Origin of the sequence: Aeromonas sp. LsrichE-8G (genome assembly GCF_022869435.1) — a bacterium.
Classification (GTDB): domain Bacteria; phylum Pseudomonadota; class Gammaproteobacteria; order Enterobacterales; family Aeromonadaceae; genus Aeromonas; species Aeromonas caviae.
Genome location: NZ_JALIHH010000008.1, coordinates 98,880 through 119,525 on the forward strand (window position 1 = coordinate 98,880; position 20,646 = coordinate 119,525).

The following is a 20,646-nucleotide window of genomic DNA, read 5'->3' on the forward strand; positions in this document are numbered from 1 at the left end:
TCCAGAAGGGCATCAGCCCGCCATGTCGCGCTCGCCAAGCCTGTTCAGGATCACGGTGTCGAGTGCCAGCCGCAGCTTGAGGCGGTCGTGGCGGTGGGGGAGGGCTGCTTCACCCAGCTCGGCCCGAACGAGGCAGTGCTGCAGCTCGGGTACCTGGGGGCCCTCGGGAGCCAGAATGGCATCGATCCGGCCGCTGCCTATCCGCTCTTCCAGCCAACGATGTTGACTGGACAGTGACAACTGGCCTGCCGGACCCTCTTCGTCCACCAGATTGCTGATGAACACGACGATGGCGCGGCTGCTGCGGATCGCCTCCGCAATCTCGCGCAGCAGCAGAGGAGGCATGATGGAGGTGAGGAAGCTGCCCGGCCCCAAGATGATCATGTCGGCCTGGCTCAGCGCCTCGACCGCTTCGCGCGTGGCGGGTACGACCGGTTTCAGGCTCAGGGCCCGTGGCGGCGTGGTGAGCTGATCGATGGAGACCTCCCCCAGGATCTGATCGCCACAGACGGTGTGGGCGCACAGATCGGTGGGATGCTCGGACATGGGCAGCAGATTGGGTTCAATTTCCAGCATGTCGCTGATGAGCCGGATGGCATCCAGGGGGCGCACGCAGAGGTTGTCGAGGGCCAGCAGCATCAGGTTGCCGAGGTTGTGGCCCGCGAGCTCGCCGCGGCCGGTAAAGCGGTGCTCGAACAGCTGGCTACCGATGCTGGGGGTGGTCACCAGCTGGTTGAGGCAGTTGCGCAGATCCCCCCAGGCGATGCACTCCTGGCTTTTGCGCAGGCGTCCGGTGGAGCCGCCATCATCCGTGGTGGTGACGATGCCCGTCAGCCGGGATCCCAAGAACGACAGGGAAGAGAGCACCCGGCCCATACCGTGCCCGCCGCCGATGGCGACAACCCGGTCGAAGTCATTGATATTTTTCTGCCACATGCAGTGATCCCGTGGGAGGCCAATGGGCACCATTCTAGTCTCCATGGCCAGGTAATTGTTTGATAAGGGTATGATTTTTGCTTGATGCCAGCATCCCGTACCCCTAGGAGACGATGTTGAACTTCCTGACGGCTCACTCGCTTGCCGAGACGACCCCACTGGCCGCCCAACAAGTTACAGAGCGGTTGCATGCCCAGTCATCCCATGTTCCATCGTTGTTGCTGGTCTATTTTACCCAAGCACACGAGGCGGCGGAACTGCGCCGTGCGCTCAAGGCACGTTTTCCCGATACCCGGCTGATAGGTTGCAGCTCCTGCGGCGGTATCCTGACCCAGGATGGCCATCATGGTCGGCATGGCTGGAGCCTGTCGGTCGCCGCCCTTTATGATGACAAGGGGGCCTATGGCGTGGCTGGCCAGATGGGGGATCAACCGGATGTGCGGGCATTGCTGCGCCGCGCCATCGCCGATGGTGGCCGACCGGGAGAGCTGCCGCAGCTCGTGTTGCTGCACACCAGCCCGGGGCTGGAGGAGGCTGTGCTCGCGGGGATCGACGCCGAGTTTGGCGCGACCGTTCCCGTCGTCGGCGGGTCGGCGGCAGACGACGGCGTGGCCGGGCAGTGGCAGCTGTGCTGGGACGAAGGGGAGGGATCACAAGGGTGCGTGTTGGCGGTGCTTTACCCCGATTGCCAACTGGCGTTCCAGTTTCATTCAGGCTATGTACCCACCGAGTGTCGCGGCATCATTACCGGGATAGACGGGCGGGAGGTGCTGACCATCGATCACGAGCCGGCGGCCCGGGTCTATGGTCGCTGGACCGAGCGTGCGACGCCCTGGCCGGTGGGCCCCATCCTCAGGGAGACGACGCTCTCGCCACTGGCCCGTCAGGTCGGCATGCTCGATGACCTGCCCTACTACAAGCTCTCCCATCCCGAGGCGGTGACGGCGCGGGAGGGGCTGCGCCTCTTTACCGAGACCCGACTGGGAGAGCGGCTGCTGCTCATGTACAGCAGCCAGGAAGGGTTGTTGCAGCGCAGCCTGAATGCGGTGAATATCGAGCCTGAATATGGCATGGCGAGCAATATGCGCCCCTTTGGCGCCCTGGTGGTGTTTTGTGCCGGTTGTCGGCTGGCACTGGGGGACAGGCTGGGGGACATCGTCAGTCAATTCAGTCAGAGGCTGGGTGAGATCCCCTTCATCACGCCCTTTACCTTCGGTGAACAGGGACGATTACCCCATGGTGAGCTGGCACACGGCAACCTCATGGTGTCGAGCGTAATCTTCCTCGAGAGCTGACACTGTGCTGGATTCAAGATGATAGGCAATAGCGAACTCGAAACCCTGGGTGACAAACTGCAAACCACGCTGGTGGAGCTGATGCGTTGCCGGGAGCGGGAGGCCAGATATCGGGAGGAGTCCCAAGCCCTGTTGTGCGGGGTGGCGACCCTGGCACAGGCCCAGAGTCTGGAGCAGGTACTGGAGAGTCTCATTCTTGCTCTCAAGCCCTTTATCGGATTCGAACAGGCGGACGTGGTTGCCTGGGAGGCCGTGGGGGGCAGCACCCATCTGAGCACCCAGCCGGACGAGGTCGGCAGGATCTGGTCGCTGACACCGCTCTTCTCCAGGGCCATCGAGGGGGAGACCCTGGTTATCTATGATCCTGCCCAACTGCCTGAGCTGGCGCCGCTGGCGGGGGCGCCGGGCTGGGCCAGCGTCATGATGACAGGCTTGCAGGGACCGGGGTTTTCCGGTGTGCTCATCTGCCGGCACGGCGTGGCGGGCACCTTCGATCTCAAGAGCAAGGCGGCGATGCAGCGTTGTCGCCCGCTCATCTCCCAGGCCCTGGTCAACATCGCCTATCGGGCTCGCCTGCAAGAACAGGTTGACCTCAAGACCCTGGCTCTGCAGGCCAGCGAACAGCGTTTTCGCAGTTTTGCCGCCATGGCCTCCGACTGGTTCTGGGAGACCGATCCCCAGCACAGGCTCAGCTATGTCTCTGCCCCTGGCTATCAGGGGGAAGTGCTGGCCCGCCAGACGGGGAGAAGCCTCTATGATTTTGCCCACGACAAGCAGGACCCGGCCTGGAGTCACTACCGGCACCTGATCGCCCACCATCTGCCGGTGAGGGGAATGCGGGCCCAGGTGATGCTGGCGGGCGGGCCTTGCTGGATGGAGATCAATGCGGAGCCTTGCCATGATGCCGGTGGCCGCTTCCTCGGCTATCGGGGCACGGCGCGGGAGATAGGCAGCCAGATCCGCCGCGAGCAGGAGCTGGCGCGGGCGCGGGATGATGCCGAGACGGCCAACCGTGCCAAATCCCAGTTCCTCGCCATGATGACCCACGAGATCCGCTCTCCCATGAACGCCGTGCTGGGGATGCTGGATCTGCTGCAGCACGGCCGGCTCGACACTCCGCAACAGACCCTCATCGGCCATGCCACCCACTCTGCGCATCTGTTGCAGACCATCATCGACGATGTGCTCGATTTCTCGAAAATAGAGTCACATACCCTGACGCTGCACTGTGAACCCTTTCAGCCAGCCGAGCTGTGCCATGCCCTGGTGGAGCCCTTGCAGGCACAGGCCAGTGCCAAGGGCATCACACTGCACTGGCATCTGGATGAGACGCTCCCCGAACGCCTTCAAGGGGATGCCGTCCGCCTCTCCCAGGTGATAGGTAACCTGCTTGGCAATGCCGTGAAGTTCACCTCCGCTGGCAGCGTGCGTCTGGCGTTGACCTGGGAGGAGGAAAAGCTGGGGGTCATGGTCAGCGACACGGGGATCGGCATCTCCACCGAGGATCAGACATTGCTGTTTGAACCCTTCTATCAGGTCGACAGTTCGGCAACCCGCCGCTTCTCCGGCTCGGGGCTCGGGCTGGCCATCTGCAGGCGGCTGGTGCAGCTGATGGGGGGAGACATTTGCGTGCAGAGCACGCCTGGGCTGGGAAGCTGCTTCTGGTTCGAGCTGCCCGGGATGGCCTCTCCCTGTGCTCCGGCCGCCGCCCCCGATAGTGAAGAGTGCGCCAGACTGGAGCTGGATGTGCTGGTGGTGGAAGACAGTCCGGTCAATCAGCTGGTGGTATCCCTGATGTTGCAGAAGCTGGTGTGCAGGGTGAGGCTGGCAGGTAATGGGCTGGAGGCCCTGGCACAGGTGGCGAAGCAGCAGCCGGACCTTGTCCTGATGGATATGCGGATGCCGCAGATGGATGGGCTGGAGGCGACCCGGCGCCTGCGGGACATGGGGTACGAGGTGCCCATCGTCGCGTTGACGGCCAATGCCATGATGGAGGACAGGGCCCGCTGCCTTGCCCAGGGCATGAACGATTTTCTGGCCAAACCCATCAGTCTTGCCAGGCTGCGAAGCTGCCTGCTCCGCCATTGCAGGTGATGCCGGCCGATTTTGGGTAAAAAAAATGGTCAACCTGGTGGTTGACCAATTCTTCAGCAAATACTGAAGAGAGCACGGGATAAATCGGGTTGTACGGTTTTATATGAAAAAGTCGTGCCAACTTTTCAAAACCTGTTATTTGCGGCCTGTAGCTGAATTGTGTGTTATTTATCGCTACCGTGATTGCAAAATGCAATTCTCATTTTTTCATTATAAGAATGTAGTGCCGAGAATTCGCGTTTTGCAAACCAACCGTTGACTCACTCTTTGACTCACTGTGCGATCAGTCGGCGCAAGAACTGGCGCGCCGCTTCACTGTTCTGTTTGGCAATCAACATCTGTTTTTCATAGATCGGCATGGGCAGGATCTCGAGCCAGCGTTGGCAGAGCCAGGCTGCATCGTCGAACTGCTTGTCCGGGTAGAGCTCATCCAGTTCCGGGTATTGTGCAAAGACCTCTCTCAAGCGGCTGACCAGCTGGTTGTCGCTGATATCAGAATCCGCACTCGGCCAGTTGGGCAACGGCTCGACCTGGGCGTGCCTGAGGCCTGCGTCATCCGTTTCCATCTCGTGGATGCAGAAGCGTTCAAGGCCGAGCACGGTGACCCCGAGCAAACCGTCGTTGAGGGTATAAAAATCAGTCACCTTGACGCGGGTTCCGACCGGGAGAATCCGTCCGCAGGTGCCCGTGCTGGTGGTCTCTTCCATCACGATGCCAAAGCCACGATCCTCGAGGAAGGACTCCTTGAGCATCTGCAGGTGGCGCGGCTCGAACAGGCGAAGGGGGAGCTTGCCACCGGGCAGTATGTGGGACGGCAAGGGGAACAGTGCCAGTTGTTGAAGTTTCATGTTCCATCCTCCTAATCAGTCATTGCTGAATGTGACAATGCAGTGACCGTGCCAGAGAGAGGTGGCGTGGCGAAGGGGTGAGTCATTTCCCGTGGTTATTTTTAATATCCATTTAAAATCAATCTATTGTGATTTGATGTCGCGAATGCAGGCAAGGCAGTGCGAAAGGGATTCAGGTGAGGTGTTAGGGCGCCGAACATACCCCGTGTGCAGAATGAGTCTATTTTCGCATATTGCAAATTTGATTCATGCAAAATGCCTGTTACAGACCCATTGAGCGATTGGGGGCAAAGGCCAGGGGATCAGGTGGTCAATTCGGTGTGCTGTGTCATGCCGTCCAGCATCAGGGCGGCTATTTCGTCATACATCTGCGACCAGGCCTGTGCCAGTGCCGGGGTAAAACCACTGCCGAGACGCCGTGCCAGTACCTGGGTCAGCGCCTGTTTGAGCAGCGCAAACTGGTGGGGTTGAACGTTGAATCGCTGGTGACGCCTGCCGAGATCGCGAATGATGAAACCCAGTGCATCCAGCTGGGAGAGGCTGGTGATGACGGTGTTCAGGGTGTCCGACACCTTGGCAACGGGCAGCTCCTCATGTGGGGGAAAGAGGGCCCTGAGTTCGGGGGACAATCTGAACAGCTCTTCATACACCTCCTGGACATAGCTGTTGTTCAGGGCGCTCACCCTGCCCCAGGCTTTCTGGACCAGCTCTATCTGCTCAAAGGTCATGTCGATGTTTCCTTCCCGTGCGATGTCATGAAAATAATAATCCATCTACTCAATAGAGCACCGGGTTCCGCGCCATTTGGGGAAAAGGAGAGGGGGCCAGCAAGGAGGCACGGATGGTGACCCCTTGCTGGCAGGAGGCCGGGACCTCAGTTGCGCTGTTCCAGGTACATGACGGCTGCTTCGACGCGGCTTTGGGCCTCGAGCTTTTTCAGCAGGCTCTTGACGTGGACCTTGACGGTTCCCTCGGAGATATGGAGCACGGAGGCGACCTGCTTGTTGGACAACCCCTTGGCGATTTCACGCATGATCTGCATCTCGCGTCGGGTCAGGCTCTCCAGCTTCTGCTGCAGGTGGTCCAGCTCGTAGATGTTCTCGAGATAGGGACGTAGCGGCTCGCTCAGGATCTGCTTGCCGGTCATCACGTCAGCCAGCTGGGCCAGCAGCATGTCAGGCTCGGTGTCCTTGAGCAGATAGCCGTCCGCGCCTGCCTTGAGCAGGGCAACCACATCCTGGCGGGCGTCAGAGACGGTCAGGATCACCACGCGGGAAGTCACCTCTTCGGCCCGCAGCGCCTTGAGGGTATCGAGACCTGACAACCCCTTCATGTTGAGGTCGAGCAGGATGAGGTCCGGTTCGGACTCCTTGGCCATGGCCACTGCGTCGGTGCCGTTGGAGGCCTCGCCAACCACGTCGATGTTATCTTCCAACTCCAGCAGTTGCACAATTCCCTTGCGCATCAGGGGATGGTCATCCACGACCAGAACACTGTATTTCATCTCGTCCATCAGGCGTCTCTTGTTAGGCTGGTGGGAAAGGTCAGGTGTATGCGGGTGCCCCCGGAGGGCGGTTCACTGATGGTCAACTGGCCGCGCAATTTGCTGGCGCGTTCATTCATGATGCTGAGACCGTAGTGATTCACCGCCGAGCTTGCGCCCCTTATTCCAACACCATCGTCTGCAATCTGAACCTGGATGTTACCATCAGCCAGGGTCTCACAGCTAACGTCAATGTGCCGCGCGCTGGCATGCTTGATGGCATTGAGCACTGCCTCACGGATCAGCTGCAGGATGTGGATGTGCTGCCCCGCTTCAAGGTCGGTGTCCGTCAGTCCGTACTGGAGCCTGATGTCGGCGTGCGTCTGGGGTTTGAGCTGCTCGAGCATGACCGCGATGGCTTCACCCAGGTTGGCATCGCCGATGCTGAGGCGGAAGGTGCCGAGCAGTTCGCGCAACTGGGTATAGGCGTTGCCGAGTCCCTCGTCGATCTGCTGCATGGCCGCTTCGGCCTTGACGGTATCCCCCTTGGCAAAGGAGCGCTTGAGCAGGGTGGACTGGATCTTCAGGTAGGAGAGCGCCTGGGCCAGGGAGTCGTGCAGCTCCCTGGCGATGACAGCCCGCTCTTCCATCAGCAGCAGGCGCTGGTGTTGCAGCAGGGTCTGATCCTTGTGCAGCACCTGGGCCAGCAGCATGGAGAAGTTCTTCATCAGCCGCTCGTCGACGGGATGGTCGCTTATCATGTCGAGCCGGCCGTACTCCTCCTCGTCCATCTGCAGGTAGAAGCTCACCATGGCCTCGAGATCGCCGGGCCACCCCTTGCGCCCCGTGATGTAGACCGGCATGGCATTGTGCTCGAAGCGGGTCAGCCGGATGTAGTCGATGTGCTGGTGGGCGGCGGCCCGCTCCAGCAGTTTTTGCAGGGTGCGGCGGCTGAGCGGCGCCGCGTGCAGTTTCTGGGCGGTGGAATAAAGGAAGGAGAGGGTGTCGTTGGCCTGTTGCAGCTTGGCGGTCTTCTCCTCCACCTTGCTCTCCAGCTCCCGGTAGAGCTTGCCGAGCTCCGCGGCCATGGTGGCAAACGCCCCCGACAGCTCCCCCAGCTCGTTTTCACAGTGGGGGGGCAGGGTCAGATCGAACTCCTGGCGCTGGATCTGGCGGGCGCAATAGACCAGCTGATTGAGCGGCGCTACCACCTGCTGGCGGGTGAAGCGCACCGTGCACCAGGCGATGGTGATGATGGCGAGCAGGCCGAGTCCCTCGGCCAGGGCCAGCATGCGCACCTTGAACTCCACGTGGTACTGCATCTGGTTGACGAAGTCGTCGATGGCGGCGACGAACTGCTCCGTGTTGTCGGTGTAGCGGCTGGGGGTGGCGTTCTCGATGTGCTCGCGCATCCTCTGCCATTGCAGCAGCACCTCGCCGTAGGTGCGGCGCAGGGAGGCGGGCGTGATCCAGCGCTGGGTCTCCTGCAGCTCGGGGGCATTGAGGGTCTGCTCGAACTGGGCGAGCCGGCCGAGCACGACCTGATCCTTCTCGATTTCATAGGCCATCCGGTAGGCCTGCATGCGCAATGAGCCCGACAGGTTGATGGCTTTGGCGTCCGGCACCGAATAGAAGAGGGTGACCATGGCCACCAGGGCGATCAGGCTGGCCATGAACAGGATCAGCACCATGGCGCGACCGATGGCGCTGCTGACCGACTGCACTCTGAACCATTTTCCCATGCCGACTGGCTCCCCTTACACCGATAAAGACCCCACAAAGTAGCATGGGAGTGTACTCCAAGTTGTGCTAGCATCGAAAAACTAGATGAACTCCGAGCGGTTTTGCCTAAGTCATTGAGATAGGGGGAGATCGCCGTCAGCCGATGTTCGAGCTGAAAGGGTCAGGAAAGAAATGCCCTGGCCTCCCGTATTTGGAAAGGTGTTTATGTTGCCACTTGAAGATGGTTTTTCCCGTCGCTTTTACTATTTGCGCCTGTCGGTCACCGACGTCTGCAATTTTCGTTGTACCTACTGCCTGCCGGACGGCTATCGCCCCTCGGAGGTGCGCAAGTCCTTTCTCTCCCTGGAGGAGATCCGCCGCGTCGTCTCCGGGTTTGCGGCCATGGGGACGCGCAAGGTGCGTCTGACCGGTGGCGAGCCCTCCCTGCGCCGCGACTTCACGGCCATCATCGAGACCGTGGCCAATACCCCCGGCATCGAGAAGGTGGCCATGACCACCAACGGCTACCGCCTGAAGGAGCGGGCCCGGGAGTGGTTCGATGCGGGCCTCAATGCCCTCAACGTCAGCGTCGACAGCCTGGATCCCAGGCAGTTTCACCAGATCACCGGCGAGAACAAACTGACCGAGGTGATGGCGGGGATAGATGCCGCGCTGGCCGCCGGCTTCAAGTCGGTCAAGATCAATGCGGTCTTGCTCAAGGGGCTCAACGACCACCAGCTGGATGCTTTCCTTGCCTGGATCCGGGACAAACCCATCGAACTGCGTTTCATCGAGCTGATGCAGACCGGTGAGATGGACACCCTGTTTCGCGATCACCACACCAGCGGGGATCTCATCAAGCAGCGACTGCTGGAGACAGGCTGGGTGCAGCAACTGCGAGGCCTGGACGACGGTCCTGCCCAGGTGTTCATGCACCCGGCGTCGCAGGGGGGGGTGGGGCTCATCATGCCCTACAGCAAGGACTTCTGCGCCGGCTGCAACCGGCTGCGGGTCTCCTCCAAGGGCAAGCTGCACCTGTGTCTCTTTGGCGACAACGGGGTGGAACTGCGGGATCTGCTCACCGATGACAACCTGCAGGAGGCGCTGCAATGGCGTATTCGCCAGGCGCTGACCGGCAAGGCCGCCACCCATCGCCTCCATGAAGGCAATGCAGGCATGACCCCCCACCTGGCCTCCATCGGCGGCTGACCCCGATCGCCAGGCCCAAATGGCCAGCGATTAATTAGCAATCCTCACATAGGGGTAATTTGCCTTGCCCCTGTCTTGCCTAATTGCGCCAAGGGTTTGATCCAGCGCAAGAATCCCCCCTGTTTATCCCCCTGGTGGTATATCCCCTGACTTGTCAGGGCCGCAATATACACCCACGCTTATAATTGGCATTGAAAATGCCAGTCACGGGATCCGCGCGGGGGCATTCGTCCCCGAAAAGAGGAGTCGATATGACCGACGGGGTCAACTTGTCACGCAGAGGCCTGTTTCGGGGACGCCTGAGCGCCCCCAAGGCTGGGATCCAGTTGCCCTGGTCCGTCTCCTGGGACGAGTTCGTGGCCGGCTGTACCCGCTGCGGCGACTGTCTGGCGGCCTGTCCGGAGCAGATCCTGATCAAGGGAGACGGGGGCTTCCCCACGGTGGATTTTCACCGCGGCGAGTGCACCTTCTGCACCGAGTGTGTGAGCGCCTGCCAGGCGCCGGTGTTCAGGCCGACAACCCAGACACCCTGGGAGTATGTGGCCCATATCGAGGCGGGCTGTCTGGCCACTGCCCAGGTGTTCTGCCAGCGCTGTCAGGACAGCTGCGAGCAGCAGGCCATCCGCTTTTCCCCCCGGCTGGGGCGCGTACCCACCCCCGGCATCCATGCCGAGTCGTGCAACGGCTGCGGGGCCTGCGTAGCGGATTGCCCAGTGGGCAGTATCAGCATCGGTCTGTCTCGTGGCGAGGCTTCGCGATGACCCAAGAGACGAACAAGTTGGAAAACGGTGATATGACGCGAGAAGAGTTCCATGTATCCAGCCTGGTGGTGCTGACCCAGCCCGATCTGCGCCACGCCCTGGCAGAGCGGATTGCGACCCTGGACGGGGCCGAGATCCACGCCGTCAGCGAGGAGGGCAAGCTGGTGGTGACCCTGGAGGGGCCGAGCCAGCGCCCCATCATGGCGGCCATCGACACCATTCAGGGGTTGCCCGGGGTGCTCTCTGCGGCCCTGATCTACCACCAGTTCGATGAAATGGACGCCGAAGATGGGGAATAAGGCGTCATGTGGCAGAAGCGCAAGAGTCGTTCGCTGACCGCCATGGGTAATACACGGGATGCCGGGTCTGTTGTCTGCGTTCGATGAACGAAAAGCCCAGAGCAAAGGAATAAAGCGCCATGGAGCTGAGCCAGCGCGGCTCGTCACAATGGCTGTCATTGATGTGATTAAGCAATGCGAGGATATGTCATGAAGCTGAGTCGACGCGACTTTATGAAGGCCAATGCGGTGGCGGCAGCCGCTGCCGTGGCCGGTGTCAGTGCCCCCACTCTGGCGGCGAACCTGATCACCAGTACCGACAAGACCGCCATCACCTGGGACAAGGCGCCATGCCGCTTCTGCGGGACCGGCTGCTCCGTGCTGGTGGGCTCCCAGGCTGGCCGCGTCGTGGCGACCCAGGGGGATCCCGATGCACCGGTCAACCGCGGCCTGAACTGCATCAAGGGCTACTTCCTCTCCAAGATCATGTACGGGGAGGATCGCCTCACTCAGCCCATGTTGCGGATGAAGAACGGCAAGTTCGACAAGAACGGCAACTTCGCCCCCATCAGTTGGGATCAGGCCTTCGATATCATGGCCGAGAAGTTCAAGGCGACCCTGAAAGAGAAGGGCCCGACCGCCGTCGGCATGTTCGGCTCCGGCCAGTGGACCGTCTGGGAAGGCTATGCCGCCGCCAAGCTGATGAAGGCAGGCCTGCGCTCCAACAACCTGGATCCCAATGCCCGTCACTGCATGGCCTCCGCGGTAGTGGGCTTCATGCGTACCTTCGGCATGGATGAACCCATGGGCTGCTACGACGACATCGAGCAGGCCGACGCCTTCGTGCTGTGGGGCTCCAACATGGCCGAGATGCACCCCATCCTCTGGTCGCGGATGTCCGATCGTCGTCTCTCCAACCCGGATGTACAGGTGCACGTGCTCTCCACTTTCGAGCACCGCAGCTTCGAGCTGGCGGACAACGGACTGGTGTTCACCCCCCAGACCGATCTGGCGATCCTCAACTACATCGCCAACTACATCATCCAGAACGACAAGGTGAACTGGGAGTTCGTCAACAAACACACCCAGTTCCGCAAAGGGGTGACCGACATCGGTTACGGCCTGCGTCCCACCAACCCGCTGCAGCAAAAGGCCAAGAACCCGGACAGCGGCGACTCCACCCCCATGAGCTTCGACGACTTCGCCAAGTTCGTGGCGGATTACGATCTGGAGTCCGTCTCCAAGCTCTCCGGCGTGCCCAAGGACAAGCTCGAGAAGCTGGCCCAGATCTATGCGGATCCGGACAAGAAGGTGGTCTCCTACTGGACCATGGGGTTCAACCAGCACACCCGTGGTGTCTGGGCCAACAACCTCTGCTACAACATCCACCTGCTGACCGGCAAGATCTCCCAGCCGGGCTCCGGCCCCTTCTCCCTGACCGGCCAGCCCTCCGCCTGTGGTACCGCCCGTGAAGTGGGTACCTTCGCCCACCGTCTGCCGGCGGACATGGTGGTCACGGATCCCAAACACCGCGCCATCGCCGAGAAGATCTGGAAGCTGCCGGAAGGCACCATTCCCGAGCAGGTGGGCTACCACGCCGTGCTGCAAAACCGCATGCTGAAAGACGGCAAGCTCAACGCCTACTGGGTGATGTGCAACAACAACATGCAGGCCGGCCCGAACATGAATGAAGAGGCGCTGCCCGGTTATCGCAACCCGGCCAACTTCATCGTGGTCTCCGACCCTTATCCGACCGTGACCGCCCAGGCGGCCGACCTCATCCTGCCCACCGCCATGTGGGTGGAGAAAGAGGGGGCCTACGGCAACGCCGAACGTCGCACCCAGTTCTGGCACCAGCAGGTGAAGGCACCGGAAGGGGCCAAGTCCGACCTGTGGCAGCTGATGGAATTCTCCAAACGCTTCACCGTGGAAGAGGTGTGGCCGGCTGAGTTGATTGCCAAGATGCCGGAAGTGAAGGGCAAGACCCTGTTCGACGTGCTCTATGCCAACGGCCAGGTGAACCAGTTCCCGAAAGAGCAGAGCAAGGGGGCCCTGAACGACGAGGCCGAGCACTTTGGTTTCTACGTCCAGAAGGGGCTGTTCGAGGAGTACGCCTCCTTCGGTCGCGGCCATGGCCACGACCTGGCGCCGTTCGATCAGTATCACGAAGCCCGTGGCCTGCGCTGGCCTGTGGTGGACGGTAAGGAGACCCTGTGGCGCTATCGCGAAGGGTTCGACCCTTACGTGAAAGCGGGCGAAGGGGTGCGCTTCTACGGCAAGCCCGATGGCAAGGCGGTGATCTTCGCGCTGCCCTATGAGCCGGCTGCCGAAGCTCCGGACAAAGAGTACGACATGTGGCTCTCTACCGGCCGCGTGCTGGAACACTGGCACACCGGTACCATGACCCGCCGTGTCCCCGAGCTCTATCGCGCCTTCCCGGATGCGGTGCTCTTCATGCACCCGGAAGATGCCAAGGCCCGTGGCGTGCGCCGTGGCGAAGAGGTAATCGTCTCCTCCCGCCGGGGCGAGGTGAAGACCCGGGTCGAGACCCGCGGCCGCAACCGTCCGCCCAAGGGATTGGTGTTCATGCCCTTCTTCGATGCGAGCCAGCTGGTCAACAAGCTGACCCTGGACGCCACCGATCCGCTCTCCAAAGAGACGGATTACAAGAAGTGCGCCGTCAAGGTCATGAAGGCCTGAGGCGGGGGAGCGCGAGATGAGTCGTAGTCGGCGCCAGTTTCTGGCCGACCTCGCCAAGGGGGCCTGCGGTGTGGGCCTGCTTGGTGTGGGGCTTGGCGGCGTGGCGCGCCAGCAGGTGCAGGCTTTGCCTGCCCAGGCGCTGCGCCCGCCGGCGGCCCTCGACGAGGCAGAGTTTCTCGGCGCCTGCGTGCGCTGCGGGCTCTGCGCCCTGGCCTGCCCCTACGACACCCTCAAGCTCGCCCGGCTGTTTGAACCCGTGACCACCGGCACCCCCTATTTCAAGGCGCGCGCCGTCCCGTGCGAGATGTGTGACGATATCCCCTGCGTGGCGGCCTGCCCGAGCGGGGCGCTGGATCGGGCCATGACCGACATCGATCAGGCGCGGATGGGGGTGGCGGTGCTCATCGATCACGAGACCTGCCTCAACTACCTGGGGCTGCGCTGCGACGTCTGCTACCGGGTCTGCCCCCTCATCGACAAGGCCATTACCCTGGAGCTGCAGCACAACCCGCGCACCGGCAAGCACGCCATGTTCCTGCCCACGGTGCACAGCGATCTCTGTACCGGCTGCGGCAAGTGCGAGCACGCCTGCGTGCTGGAGGAGGCGGCCATCAAGGTGGTGCCTCGCCAGCTTGCCAAGGGGGAGCTGGGTCACCACTACCGGCTCGGGTGGGAAGAGAAGGAGAAGGCGGGCAAGTCCCTCATCGGTGAGCGACTGACCCTGCCGACCCGCAAACCGGAGGGTCTATGAGTCGGTATCCGGGGGCCGAGGCCACGGCCAGGCTGGGGTGGTGGCGTGCCCACCGCTTCCTGCTGCTGCGCCGGCTTTGCCAGTTCGGGGTGCTGGGGCTGTTCCTGCTGGGGCCGCTCGCGGGCATCTGGATCCTCAAGGGCAACCTCTCCAGCTCCCTGCTGCTGGAGACGGTGCCCCTCACGGATCCCCTGACCCTGTTGCAGTCGGTGGCGGCGGGCCAGTGGCCCATCCCCACCCTCTGGCTCGGGGCCGGGCTGGTGCTCGCGGGTTACTGGCTGGTCGGGGGGCGGGTGTTCTGCTCCTGGGTCTGTCCGGTCAACCTGGTCACCGATGCCGCCGCCTGGCTCAGGGGGCGGCTCGGGCTCAAGGGCAACGGTCAGTTCAACCGCGCTACCCGCTACTGGCTGCTGGCCATGGTGCTGGTGGCGCCGGCCATCGCCGGCGTGCTGGTGTGGGAGCTGGTCAATCCGGTGTCGCTCACCCTGCGGGGCCTGCTGTTTGGCATGGGGGCGGGCTGGGGCCTGCTGGCGGTGCTGTTCCTGTTCGACCTTTTTGTGGTGGAGCGGGGCTGGTGCGGCCACCTCTGTCCGGTGGGGGCCTTCTATGCCCTGGTCAACCGGGTCGGGTTCATCAAGATTGCAGCCTCGGGGCGCGAGCGGTGCAGCAACTGCATGGATTGTTATGCGGTCTGCCCGGAACGTCCCATCCTGCGCGGCCCCGTTCACGGTGCCAGGCGTGGTCACGGGCCCTTGATTGCGGCTCAGGAGTGTACCAACTGCGGCCGTTGCATCGATGTCTGCGCGGAGCAAGTTTTTGAAATCACTGTAGGTTTTGCCGTCAAGGCAGAGAAAACGTCGGAGAACACATAATGAAGAAGCTGATTGGAGCAATGCTGGCCTGCCTGATGGCGGGTTCCTTGATGGCGGCCGTCCCCGAGATCACCAACAGCACGGGGGGCATCAAGTCGGAGCGGGGAAGCACGGATCTGGTGACGGATGCCGACGCGGCCCCTCTGAAGAACTTTCGCAAGGATGGCGACCTCTACGATCGCCAGTACATGCACCAGCCCCCGCTGATCCCCCACGACACCCGCAACTATGAAGTGGACAACAAGGTCAACAAGTGCCTGGCCTGTCACAGCTTCAAGAACGCCAGTGCCATGAAGGCCCCCAAGATAAGCCCCACCCACTTCGAGACCCGCGACGGCATGACCCTGGGTGAAGTCTCTCCGCGCCGCTACTTCTGTCTGCAGTGCCACGTGCCGCAAGCGGACGCCAAGCCGCTGGTGAACAATACCTTCAAACCGGTTGAAGCGCTGAACTGAGGAGCCCATAGATGAAATTACCCGGCTTTGTGAAGCGTCTGTGGACCACCTTCAAGTCACCGTCGAAGGCGGCCCTCTGGGTCATCCTGCTGATGGGCTTCTTCGGTGGCGTCATCTTCTGGGGCGGGTTCAACACCGCCATGGAAGCGTCCAACACCGAGGCCTTCTGCACCGGTTGCCACGAGATGAAGGACAACGTGTTCGTGGAGTACCGCGACACCATCCACTACGCCAACCGCTCCGGCGTGCGGGCCAGCTGCCCGGATTGCCACGTACCCCACGAGTGGACCTACAAGATCATCCGCAAGGTGCAGGCCTCCAAGGAGCTGTGGGGCATGATCACCGGCAAGGTGGATACCCGCGAGAAGTTTGAATCTCACCGGCGGGAGATGGCCGAGCGGGAGTGGCAGCGGATGAAGGAGACGGATTCGCGCGAGTGCCGCAACTGCCACAACTTCGAGTACATGGACTTCTCCCTGCAAGGGCGTCGGGCCGCCCAGATGCACTCCACCAACCTGGCAAGCGGGGCCAACACCTGCATCGACTGCCACAAGGGGATTGCGCACCAACTGCCTGACATGAAAGGGGTGCCAGGCTTCTGATGGGAAGGCCGCCGGATCCCCGGGATCCGGCGGCCTTCGAGATTAATGGGCAATGACGCCCCCCAGCCAGACATCTTTTGATAGAATCCCTTCCCGGCAACGCGGCGCCCACCGGCTCCTTTCATGGCTGGCACCACGGTGCGGCGCGTTCACCTCATCCTCTCGTGGTCAATGATTGACAGGAATGGCCCCAATGGCACCCAAACACAGCGAATTCATCCCTCTCAAGATCGCCGTCCTGACGGTTTCCGACAGTCGTACCGCTGCCGATGACAGCTCGGGGGACTATCTGGTCGAGGCCCTGACCCAGACCGGCCACGTGCTGGCCGATCGGGCGCTCTGCCCCGACAACCTGTTTCGCATCCGCGCCCAGGTGAGCGACTGGATTGCCGACGAGGGAGTCCAGGTGGTGCTCATCAACGGCGGCACCGGCTTCAACGAGCAGAACCGGGTGCCCGAGGCGGTCGGCGTGCTGTTCGAGCGCACGGTGCAGGGCTTTGGCGAGATGTTCCGCCAGCTCTCGTTTGCCGAGATAAAAGGCTCCGCCATGCAGAGCCGTGCCCTGGCCGGGCTCGCCAATCGCACCCTGATCTGCTGCCTGCCCGGCTCCACCGGCGCCTGCCGTCTGGGCTGGGAACAGCTTATCCGGGATCAGCTCGACGCCCGTACCCGGCCGTGTAATTTCGTGACCCATCTGTGATCCCGGGAGTAAACCCGGATCATCCATCTTATTTTTCGATAGGGGCATAGATGAACCTGACCCATCTCAACCAGAGCGGCGAGGCCCACATGGTGGATGTCACCGACAAGCAGGTGACCGAACGCGAGGCCCGCGCCGAGGCTTTCGTGACCATGGCCCCCGAGACCCTGGCGTTGATCCTGAGCGGTCAGCACCACAAGGGGGACGTGTTCGCCACCGCCCGCATCGCCGGCATCATGGCGGCCAAGAAGACCGCCGACCTCATTCCCCTGTGCCATCCCCTGGCCCTGACCCGTGTGGAGGTAGAGATAGCCCCCCAGGCGGCGCACAATCGGGTCCATATCCGTACCCTGTGCAAGCTCTCGGGCAAGACCGGGGTGGAGATGGAGGCGCTCACCGCCGCCTCGGTGGCGGCCCTGACCATCTACGACATGTGCAAGGCGGTGCAAAAGGACATGGTGATCGAGCAGGTGCGTCTGGTGGAGAAAAAGGGCGGTAAATCCGGTCATTTCCAACTGGGTGAGACCAAAGGAGAGCAGGCATGATCAAGGTTCTGTTTTTTGCCCAGGTCCGTGAGCTGGTCGGCTGCGACGAGCTGAGCCTGCCTTGCGACTACGCCAGTGCCGATGCCCTTCGCGCCGCCTTGAGCGAGCGGGGTGACAAGTGGGCGCTGGCGCTCGAATCCGGCAAGCTCCTGGTGGCGGTCAACCAGACCCTGGTGCCGCTGGATACCCCCCTCCATGACGGGGATGAGGTCGCCTTCTTCCCGCCGGTGACCGGAGGTTGAGCCATGAGCGACGTAGCCATCACAGATCGCATTCTGGTGCAGCGGGCTGACTTCTCGCTGGCCGACGAATATGCCCGCCTCGCCGCCCGGAAGGACACAGGCGCGATTGTCAGCTTTGTCGGCAAGGTGCGCGACTTCAATCAGGGGGAGCAGGTGAAGGGGCTGGCCCTCGAACACTACCCCGGCATGACCGAGAAGGCGCTGGCGAACATAGTGGCCGAGGCCCGCAGCCGCTGGCCCCTGCAGGAGTGCACCCTCATTCACCGCATCGGCGAGCTGCTGCTCGGGGATCAGATCGTGCTGGTGGTGGTGAGCAGCGCCCACCGCGAGGCGGCTTTCGAGGCCTGCCACTTCATCATGGATTTCTTGAAGACCCGGGCGCCGTTCTGGAAAAAAGAGCTGACCGCCGACGGGGTGCAACGCTGGGTCGAGGCCAGGGCGAGCGATGACGCCGCCCTGGCCCGCTGGCAACAAGGGGAGTGAGCCTCGAGCTCGTGTCAATCGATCCGGCGTGCCGGAACATAAGGAGCAACGGAATGAAGAGATGGGTATCCCTGTTGGTGCTGGGGATCGGCGCCATGTACAGCGGTGCTGTGCTGGCTGACGAGGTCAAGGTGGCGGTGGCGGCCAACTTCAAGGGCACCATAGAGCGCATCGGCAAGGAGTTCACCGCCAAGACCGGCCACAACATCGCCATCAGTTCGGCGGCCACCGGCGTGCTCTATACCCAGATCACCCACGGTGCGCCCTTCGATCTCTTCCTCTCGGCCGACGTGGCGACCCCTCAAAAGCTGGAGTCGGAAGGCAAGGGGAGCGAGCGCTTCACTTATGCCATCGGTCAGCTCGGCCTCTGGCAGAAGGGGGGGCCTGCTCCTGACGAGGCCACCTTGCGCCACTGGCAGGGGGAGCTGGCCATCGCCAACCCCAAGACAGCGCCCTATGGCGCCGCCGCCATGGCGACCCTGGCTCACCTCAAGATCGATCCCAAGCAGTATCGGGTGCTGACCGGCACCAACATCAGCCAGATCTGGCAGTTCGTCGATACCGGCAATGCGAAGCTGGGCTTCGTCGCCTGGGCCAACCTGGTGGAGGCGGGCAAGACGGGCGAAGCCTGGGCGGTGCCGGCCAGCTTCTATCCCCCCATCGAGCAGCAGGCCCTGGTGCTGAAGAAAGGGGCGGCGGTGGATGCCCTGGTGGCCTGGCTCAAGGGGCCGGGACAGGCGCAGATCAAGGCGGCGGGTTACGCCCTGCCACAGTAAGCGCCCGGCGTCTGCCGGGGGCCGGCCAGCCCCGTGCTGGCCAGATCCGGTGCCTGACGTGTCCCAAGGCGGCGCCCGTCATGACGGCGCCCTGTTTTTTTATCGACACCCGAGAGGGGACCCTATGAGTGAAGGGGATCTGCTGGCGGTCTGGCTGACCCTGAAACTGGCGGCCAGCACCACTGCCATCCTGCTGCTGCTGTCGCCGCCGCTCGCCTGGTGGCTGTCTCGCAGCCAGCACCGGCTGCGCCCCCTGGTGGAGGCCATGGTGGCCCTGCCGCTGGTGCTGCCGCCCACCGTGCTCGGTTTCTATCTGCTGCTGGCCTTCTCCCCGGAGTACGGCCTCGGTGGCTGGTGGCGGGAGACCTTCGGGGCCCCGCTCGCCTTCAGCTTTCTCGGCCTGCTCATCGCCTCCGTCATCTACTCGCTCCCCTTCGTGGTACAGCCCCTCACCTCCGCCTTCGTCAACATGGGCAACAAGGAGCTGGAGGCTGCCGCCACCCTGGGGATGGGCCCGTTTGAGCGCTTCTTTCGCATCATCCTGCCCATGACGCTGCCCAGCTTCGTGATGGCGGCAGCGCTGGGCTTTGCCCACACCCTGGGGGAGTTCGGGGTGGTGCTGATGATTGGCGGCAACATTCCCGGGGAGACCCAGGTGCTCTCCATCGCCCTGTTTGATCACGTGGAGGCGATGGATTACCAGAATGCCCATATTCTGGCAGGCGGCCTGATGGGCTTCTCCCTGGTGATGCTGGTGCTGGTCTACGGCGTGCTGCAACGCCGACAACGGAGGCTGTTCGGATGAGCCTCTACCTCAAGGCCAGACGTGATTTCGGCCCCTTCACCCTGGCGTGCGATCTGGCACTGCCCCCCAGCCGCATCCTCGGCCTGTTCGGTCCTTCGGGTTGTGGCAAGAGCACCCTGCTGCGCATCATCGCCGGGCTCGACAGGGCCCCGGGCGATGCCCTGCGCTGGCAGGGGCGCGAGCTTGCAGCCCTGCCCCCCGAGGCGCGGCGCATCGGGCTGGTGTTTCAGGATGCCCGTCTCTTCCCCCACCTGAGCGTGCTCGGCAACCTGCAACTGGCGGCTCGCAAGGGGAGGGGGCGCTGGCAGCCAGAGGAGCTGGCTGCTCGCCTCGGCTTTGCCGAGCTGCTGGGGCAACCGGCCCACGGCCTCTCCGGCGGTCAGCGTCAGCGGGTGGCACTGGCCAGGGCCTTGCTGGCCGAGCCCGACTTGCTGCTGCTGGATGAACCCTTCTCGGCGCTGGACAGGCGCAGCCGCATCCATCAGGCCCACGTGCTCAAGGGCTTGCAGCAAGAGAGCGGCATCCCCATGATCTTCGTCAGCCACGCCATGGAGGAGGTGAGCCTGCTCTGCGATGGACTGGTGCTGCTGGCAGAGGGACGGGTGGAGGCCCAGGGCACCCCAGAGGAGATCTTCGCCCGCACCGACCTGTCGCTGGCCAGTCGCGACGACGTCGGGGTCATGCTCTCGGCGACCCTGGCCCACTACGACGAGCACGAGCAGATGGCGACCCTGCGACTCGGGGATCAGACCCTGATGGTGACCATGGAGCATGCCCCCGATGAAGCAGGCCCCTTGCAGATCAAGGTGGCGGCGCGGGATCTGGTGATCGCCACCGAGCCCATCGTGCACTCCAGCCTCTCCAACTGCCTCGAGACCCGGCTGCTGGAGGTGCGGGAGGTGCGACCGGGGCAGACCCTGTTGCAGTTGGCGCTGGGGCAGCAGATACTGCTGGCCCGGATCACCAGCCGCTCCGCGCAGCGGCTCGCCCTGACGCCGGCCATGCGCCTCTACGCCTACATCAAGGCGGTGAGCCTGGTGGGAGAGGGGTAGACAGGGGACCGGAGTACGGATTGGCTGGCCATGAGTG

At 62.8% G+C, this 20,646-nt stretch carries 22 protein-coding genes and 1 riboswitch; of the genes, 17 read left to right on the top strand and 5 right to left on the bottom strand.

Features of this window, described 5'->3' with window-relative positions; all coding sequences use genetic code 11:
- Positions 1–12: 12 nt before the first annotated feature.
- Entirely contained in the window at positions 13–936 is a 924-nt protein-coding gene (gene yvcK / locus MUW49_RS02745; protein WP_161470246.1) for a uridine diphosphate-N-acetylglucosamine-binding protein YvcK, read from the bottom strand.
- A 113-nt stretch (positions 937–1,049) separates the two neighbouring features.
- Between yvcK and MUW49_RS02750 the strand changes: the two genes are divergently transcribed.
- Positions 1,050–2,231: an FIST N-terminal domain-containing protein gene (locus MUW49_RS02750; RefSeq protein WP_041215518.1), complete on the top strand. Its 1,182-nt coding sequence runs from the start codon at positions 1,050–1,052 to the stop codon at positions 2,229–2,231.
- Positions 2,232–2,249: 18 nt separating this feature from the next.
- On the top strand, positions 2,250–4,325 hold the full coding sequence (locus MUW49_RS02755) for an ATP-binding protein (protein WP_244812373.1): 2,076 nt from the start codon (positions 2,250–2,252) through the stop codon (positions 4,323–4,325).
- 272 nt (positions 4,326–4,597) lie between these two features.
- Here the strand turns inward: MUW49_RS02755 and MUW49_RS02760 are convergent, their stop codons facing one another.
- The 4 genes from MUW49_RS02760 to narQ form a co-directional block, all read right to left on the bottom strand.
- Positions 4,598–5,173 (bottom strand): LON peptidase substrate-binding domain-containing protein, encoded by a 576-nt coding sequence (locus MUW49_RS02760; RefSeq protein ID WP_043154220.1) that lies wholly within the window; start codon positions 5,171–5,173, stop codon positions 4,598–4,600.
- Positions 5,174–5,475: 302 nt separating this feature from the next.
- Complete coding sequence (locus MUW49_RS02765; RefSeq protein ID WP_043154256.1) at positions 5,476–5,901, bottom strand: globin domain-containing protein; 426 nt, start codon at positions 5,899–5,901, stop codon at positions 5,476–5,478.
- Positions 5,902–6,047: 146 nt separating this feature from the next.
- Positions 6,048–6,686 carry a two-component system response regulator NarL gene (narL, locus tag MUW49_RS02770; protein ID WP_039038841.1) on the bottom strand — a complete coding sequence of 213 codons (639 nt, stop codon included), beginning with the start codon at positions 6,684–6,686 and terminating at the stop codon, positions 6,048–6,050.
- Complete coding sequence (gene narQ / locus MUW49_RS02775) at positions 6,686–8,398, bottom strand: nitrate/nitrite two-component system sensor histidine kinase NarQ (protein ID WP_201872136.1); 1,713 nt, start codon at positions 8,396–8,398, stop codon at positions 6,686–6,688. The genes narL and narQ overlap by 1 nt, the downstream gene beginning before the upstream one ends.
- A gap of 78 nt (positions 8,399–8,476) precedes the next feature.
- A riboswitch (molybdenum cofactor riboswitch) is annotated at positions 8,477–8,616 on the top strand.
- Here narQ and moaA point away from each other — a divergent pair.
- From moaA to modC, 15 genes are all read left to right on the top strand, one after another.
- Positions 8,604–9,587 (top strand): GTP 3',8-cyclase MoaA, encoded by a 984-nt coding sequence (gene moaA, locus MUW49_RS02780; protein ID WP_244812374.1) that lies wholly within the window; start codon positions 8,604–8,606, stop codon positions 9,585–9,587. (Overlaps the previous riboswitch by 13 nt.)
- A gap of 251 nt (positions 9,588–9,838) precedes the next feature.
- Positions 9,839–10,348, top strand: a complete 510-nt coding sequence (napF, locus tag MUW49_RS02785; RefSeq protein WP_041212734.1) for a ferredoxin-type protein NapF — start codon at positions 9,839–9,841, stop codon at positions 10,346–10,348.
- Positions 10,345–10,647 carry a chaperone NapD gene (locus MUW49_RS02790; protein ID WP_010674154.1) on the top strand — a complete coding sequence of 101 codons (303 nt, stop codon included), beginning with the start codon at positions 10,345–10,347 and terminating at the stop codon, positions 10,645–10,647. Before napF ends, MUW49_RS02790 begins: the two co-directional genes overlap by 4 nt.
- Positions 10,648–10,836: 189 nt before the next feature.
- Entirely contained in the window at positions 10,837–13,326 is a 2,490-nt protein-coding gene (gene napA / locus MUW49_RS02795) for a nitrate reductase catalytic subunit NapA (RefSeq protein ID WP_244812375.1), read from the top strand.
- Between the two features lie 16 nt (positions 13,327–13,342).
- Positions 13,343–14,077 carry a ferredoxin-type protein NapG gene (napG, locus tag MUW49_RS02800; RefSeq protein WP_102948210.1) on the top strand — a complete coding sequence of 245 codons (735 nt, stop codon included), beginning with the start codon at positions 13,343–13,345 and terminating at the stop codon, positions 14,075–14,077.
- Positions 14,074–14,949 carry a quinol dehydrogenase ferredoxin subunit NapH gene (napH, locus tag MUW49_RS02805; RefSeq protein WP_216987563.1) on the top strand — a complete coding sequence of 292 codons (876 nt, stop codon included), beginning with the start codon at positions 14,074–14,076 and terminating at the stop codon, positions 14,947–14,949. Before napG ends, napH begins: the two co-directional genes overlap by 4 nt.
- Complete coding sequence (locus MUW49_RS02810) at positions 14,949–15,404, top strand: nitrate reductase cytochrome c-type subunit (RefSeq protein ID WP_041212738.1); 456 nt, start codon at positions 14,949–14,951, stop codon at positions 15,402–15,404. The genes napH and MUW49_RS02810 overlap by 1 nt, the downstream gene beginning before the upstream one ends.
- 11 nt (positions 15,405–15,415) lie before the next feature.
- Entirely contained in the window at positions 15,416–16,006 is a 591-nt protein-coding gene (locus tag MUW49_RS02815) for a cytochrome c3 family protein (RefSeq protein WP_010674159.1), read from the top strand.
- A gap of 193 nt (positions 16,007–16,199) precedes the next feature.
- The gene (gene moaB / locus MUW49_RS02820; protein WP_039038846.1) at positions 16,200–16,706 is read left to right on the top strand and encodes a molybdenum cofactor biosynthesis protein B; all 507 of its coding nucleotides are present in this window, start codon (positions 16,200–16,202) and stop codon (positions 16,704–16,706) included.
- A 50-nt stretch (positions 16,707–16,756) separates the two neighbouring features.
- Positions 16,757–17,251 carry a cyclic pyranopterin monophosphate synthase MoaC gene (gene moaC, locus MUW49_RS02825; protein WP_069652762.1) on the top strand — a complete coding sequence of 165 codons (495 nt, stop codon included), beginning with the start codon at positions 16,757–16,759 and terminating at the stop codon, positions 17,249–17,251.
- Positions 17,248–17,493, top strand: coding sequence for a molybdopterin synthase sulfur carrier subunit (moaD, locus tag MUW49_RS02830; RefSeq protein ID WP_010674162.1), 246 nt, complete (start codon positions 17,248–17,250; stop codon positions 17,491–17,493). Before moaC ends, moaD begins: the two co-directional genes overlap by 4 nt.
- Before the next feature lie 3 nt (positions 17,494–17,496).
- Positions 17,497–17,976, top strand: a complete 480-nt coding sequence (moaE, locus tag MUW49_RS02835) for a molybdopterin synthase catalytic subunit MoaE (protein WP_244812376.1) — start codon at positions 17,497–17,499, stop codon at positions 17,974–17,976.
- 53 nt (positions 17,977–18,029) lie between these two features.
- Entirely contained in the window at positions 18,030–18,752 is a 723-nt protein-coding gene (gene modA, locus MUW49_RS02840) for a molybdate ABC transporter substrate-binding protein (protein WP_244812377.1), read from the top strand.
- 124 nt (positions 18,753–18,876) lie between these two features.
- The gene (gene modB, locus MUW49_RS02845) at positions 18,877–19,557 is read left to right on the top strand and encodes a molybdate ABC transporter permease subunit (RefSeq protein ID WP_010674165.1); all 681 of its coding nucleotides are present in this window, start codon (positions 18,877–18,879) and stop codon (positions 19,555–19,557) included.
- Positions 19,554–20,609 carry a molybdenum ABC transporter ATP-binding protein gene (modC, locus tag MUW49_RS02850; protein ID WP_102948216.1) on the top strand — a complete coding sequence of 352 codons (1,056 nt, stop codon included), beginning with the start codon at positions 19,554–19,556 and terminating at the stop codon, positions 20,607–20,609. Before modB ends, modC begins: the two co-directional genes overlap by 4 nt.
- Positions 20,610–20,646 lie beyond the last annotated feature (37 nt).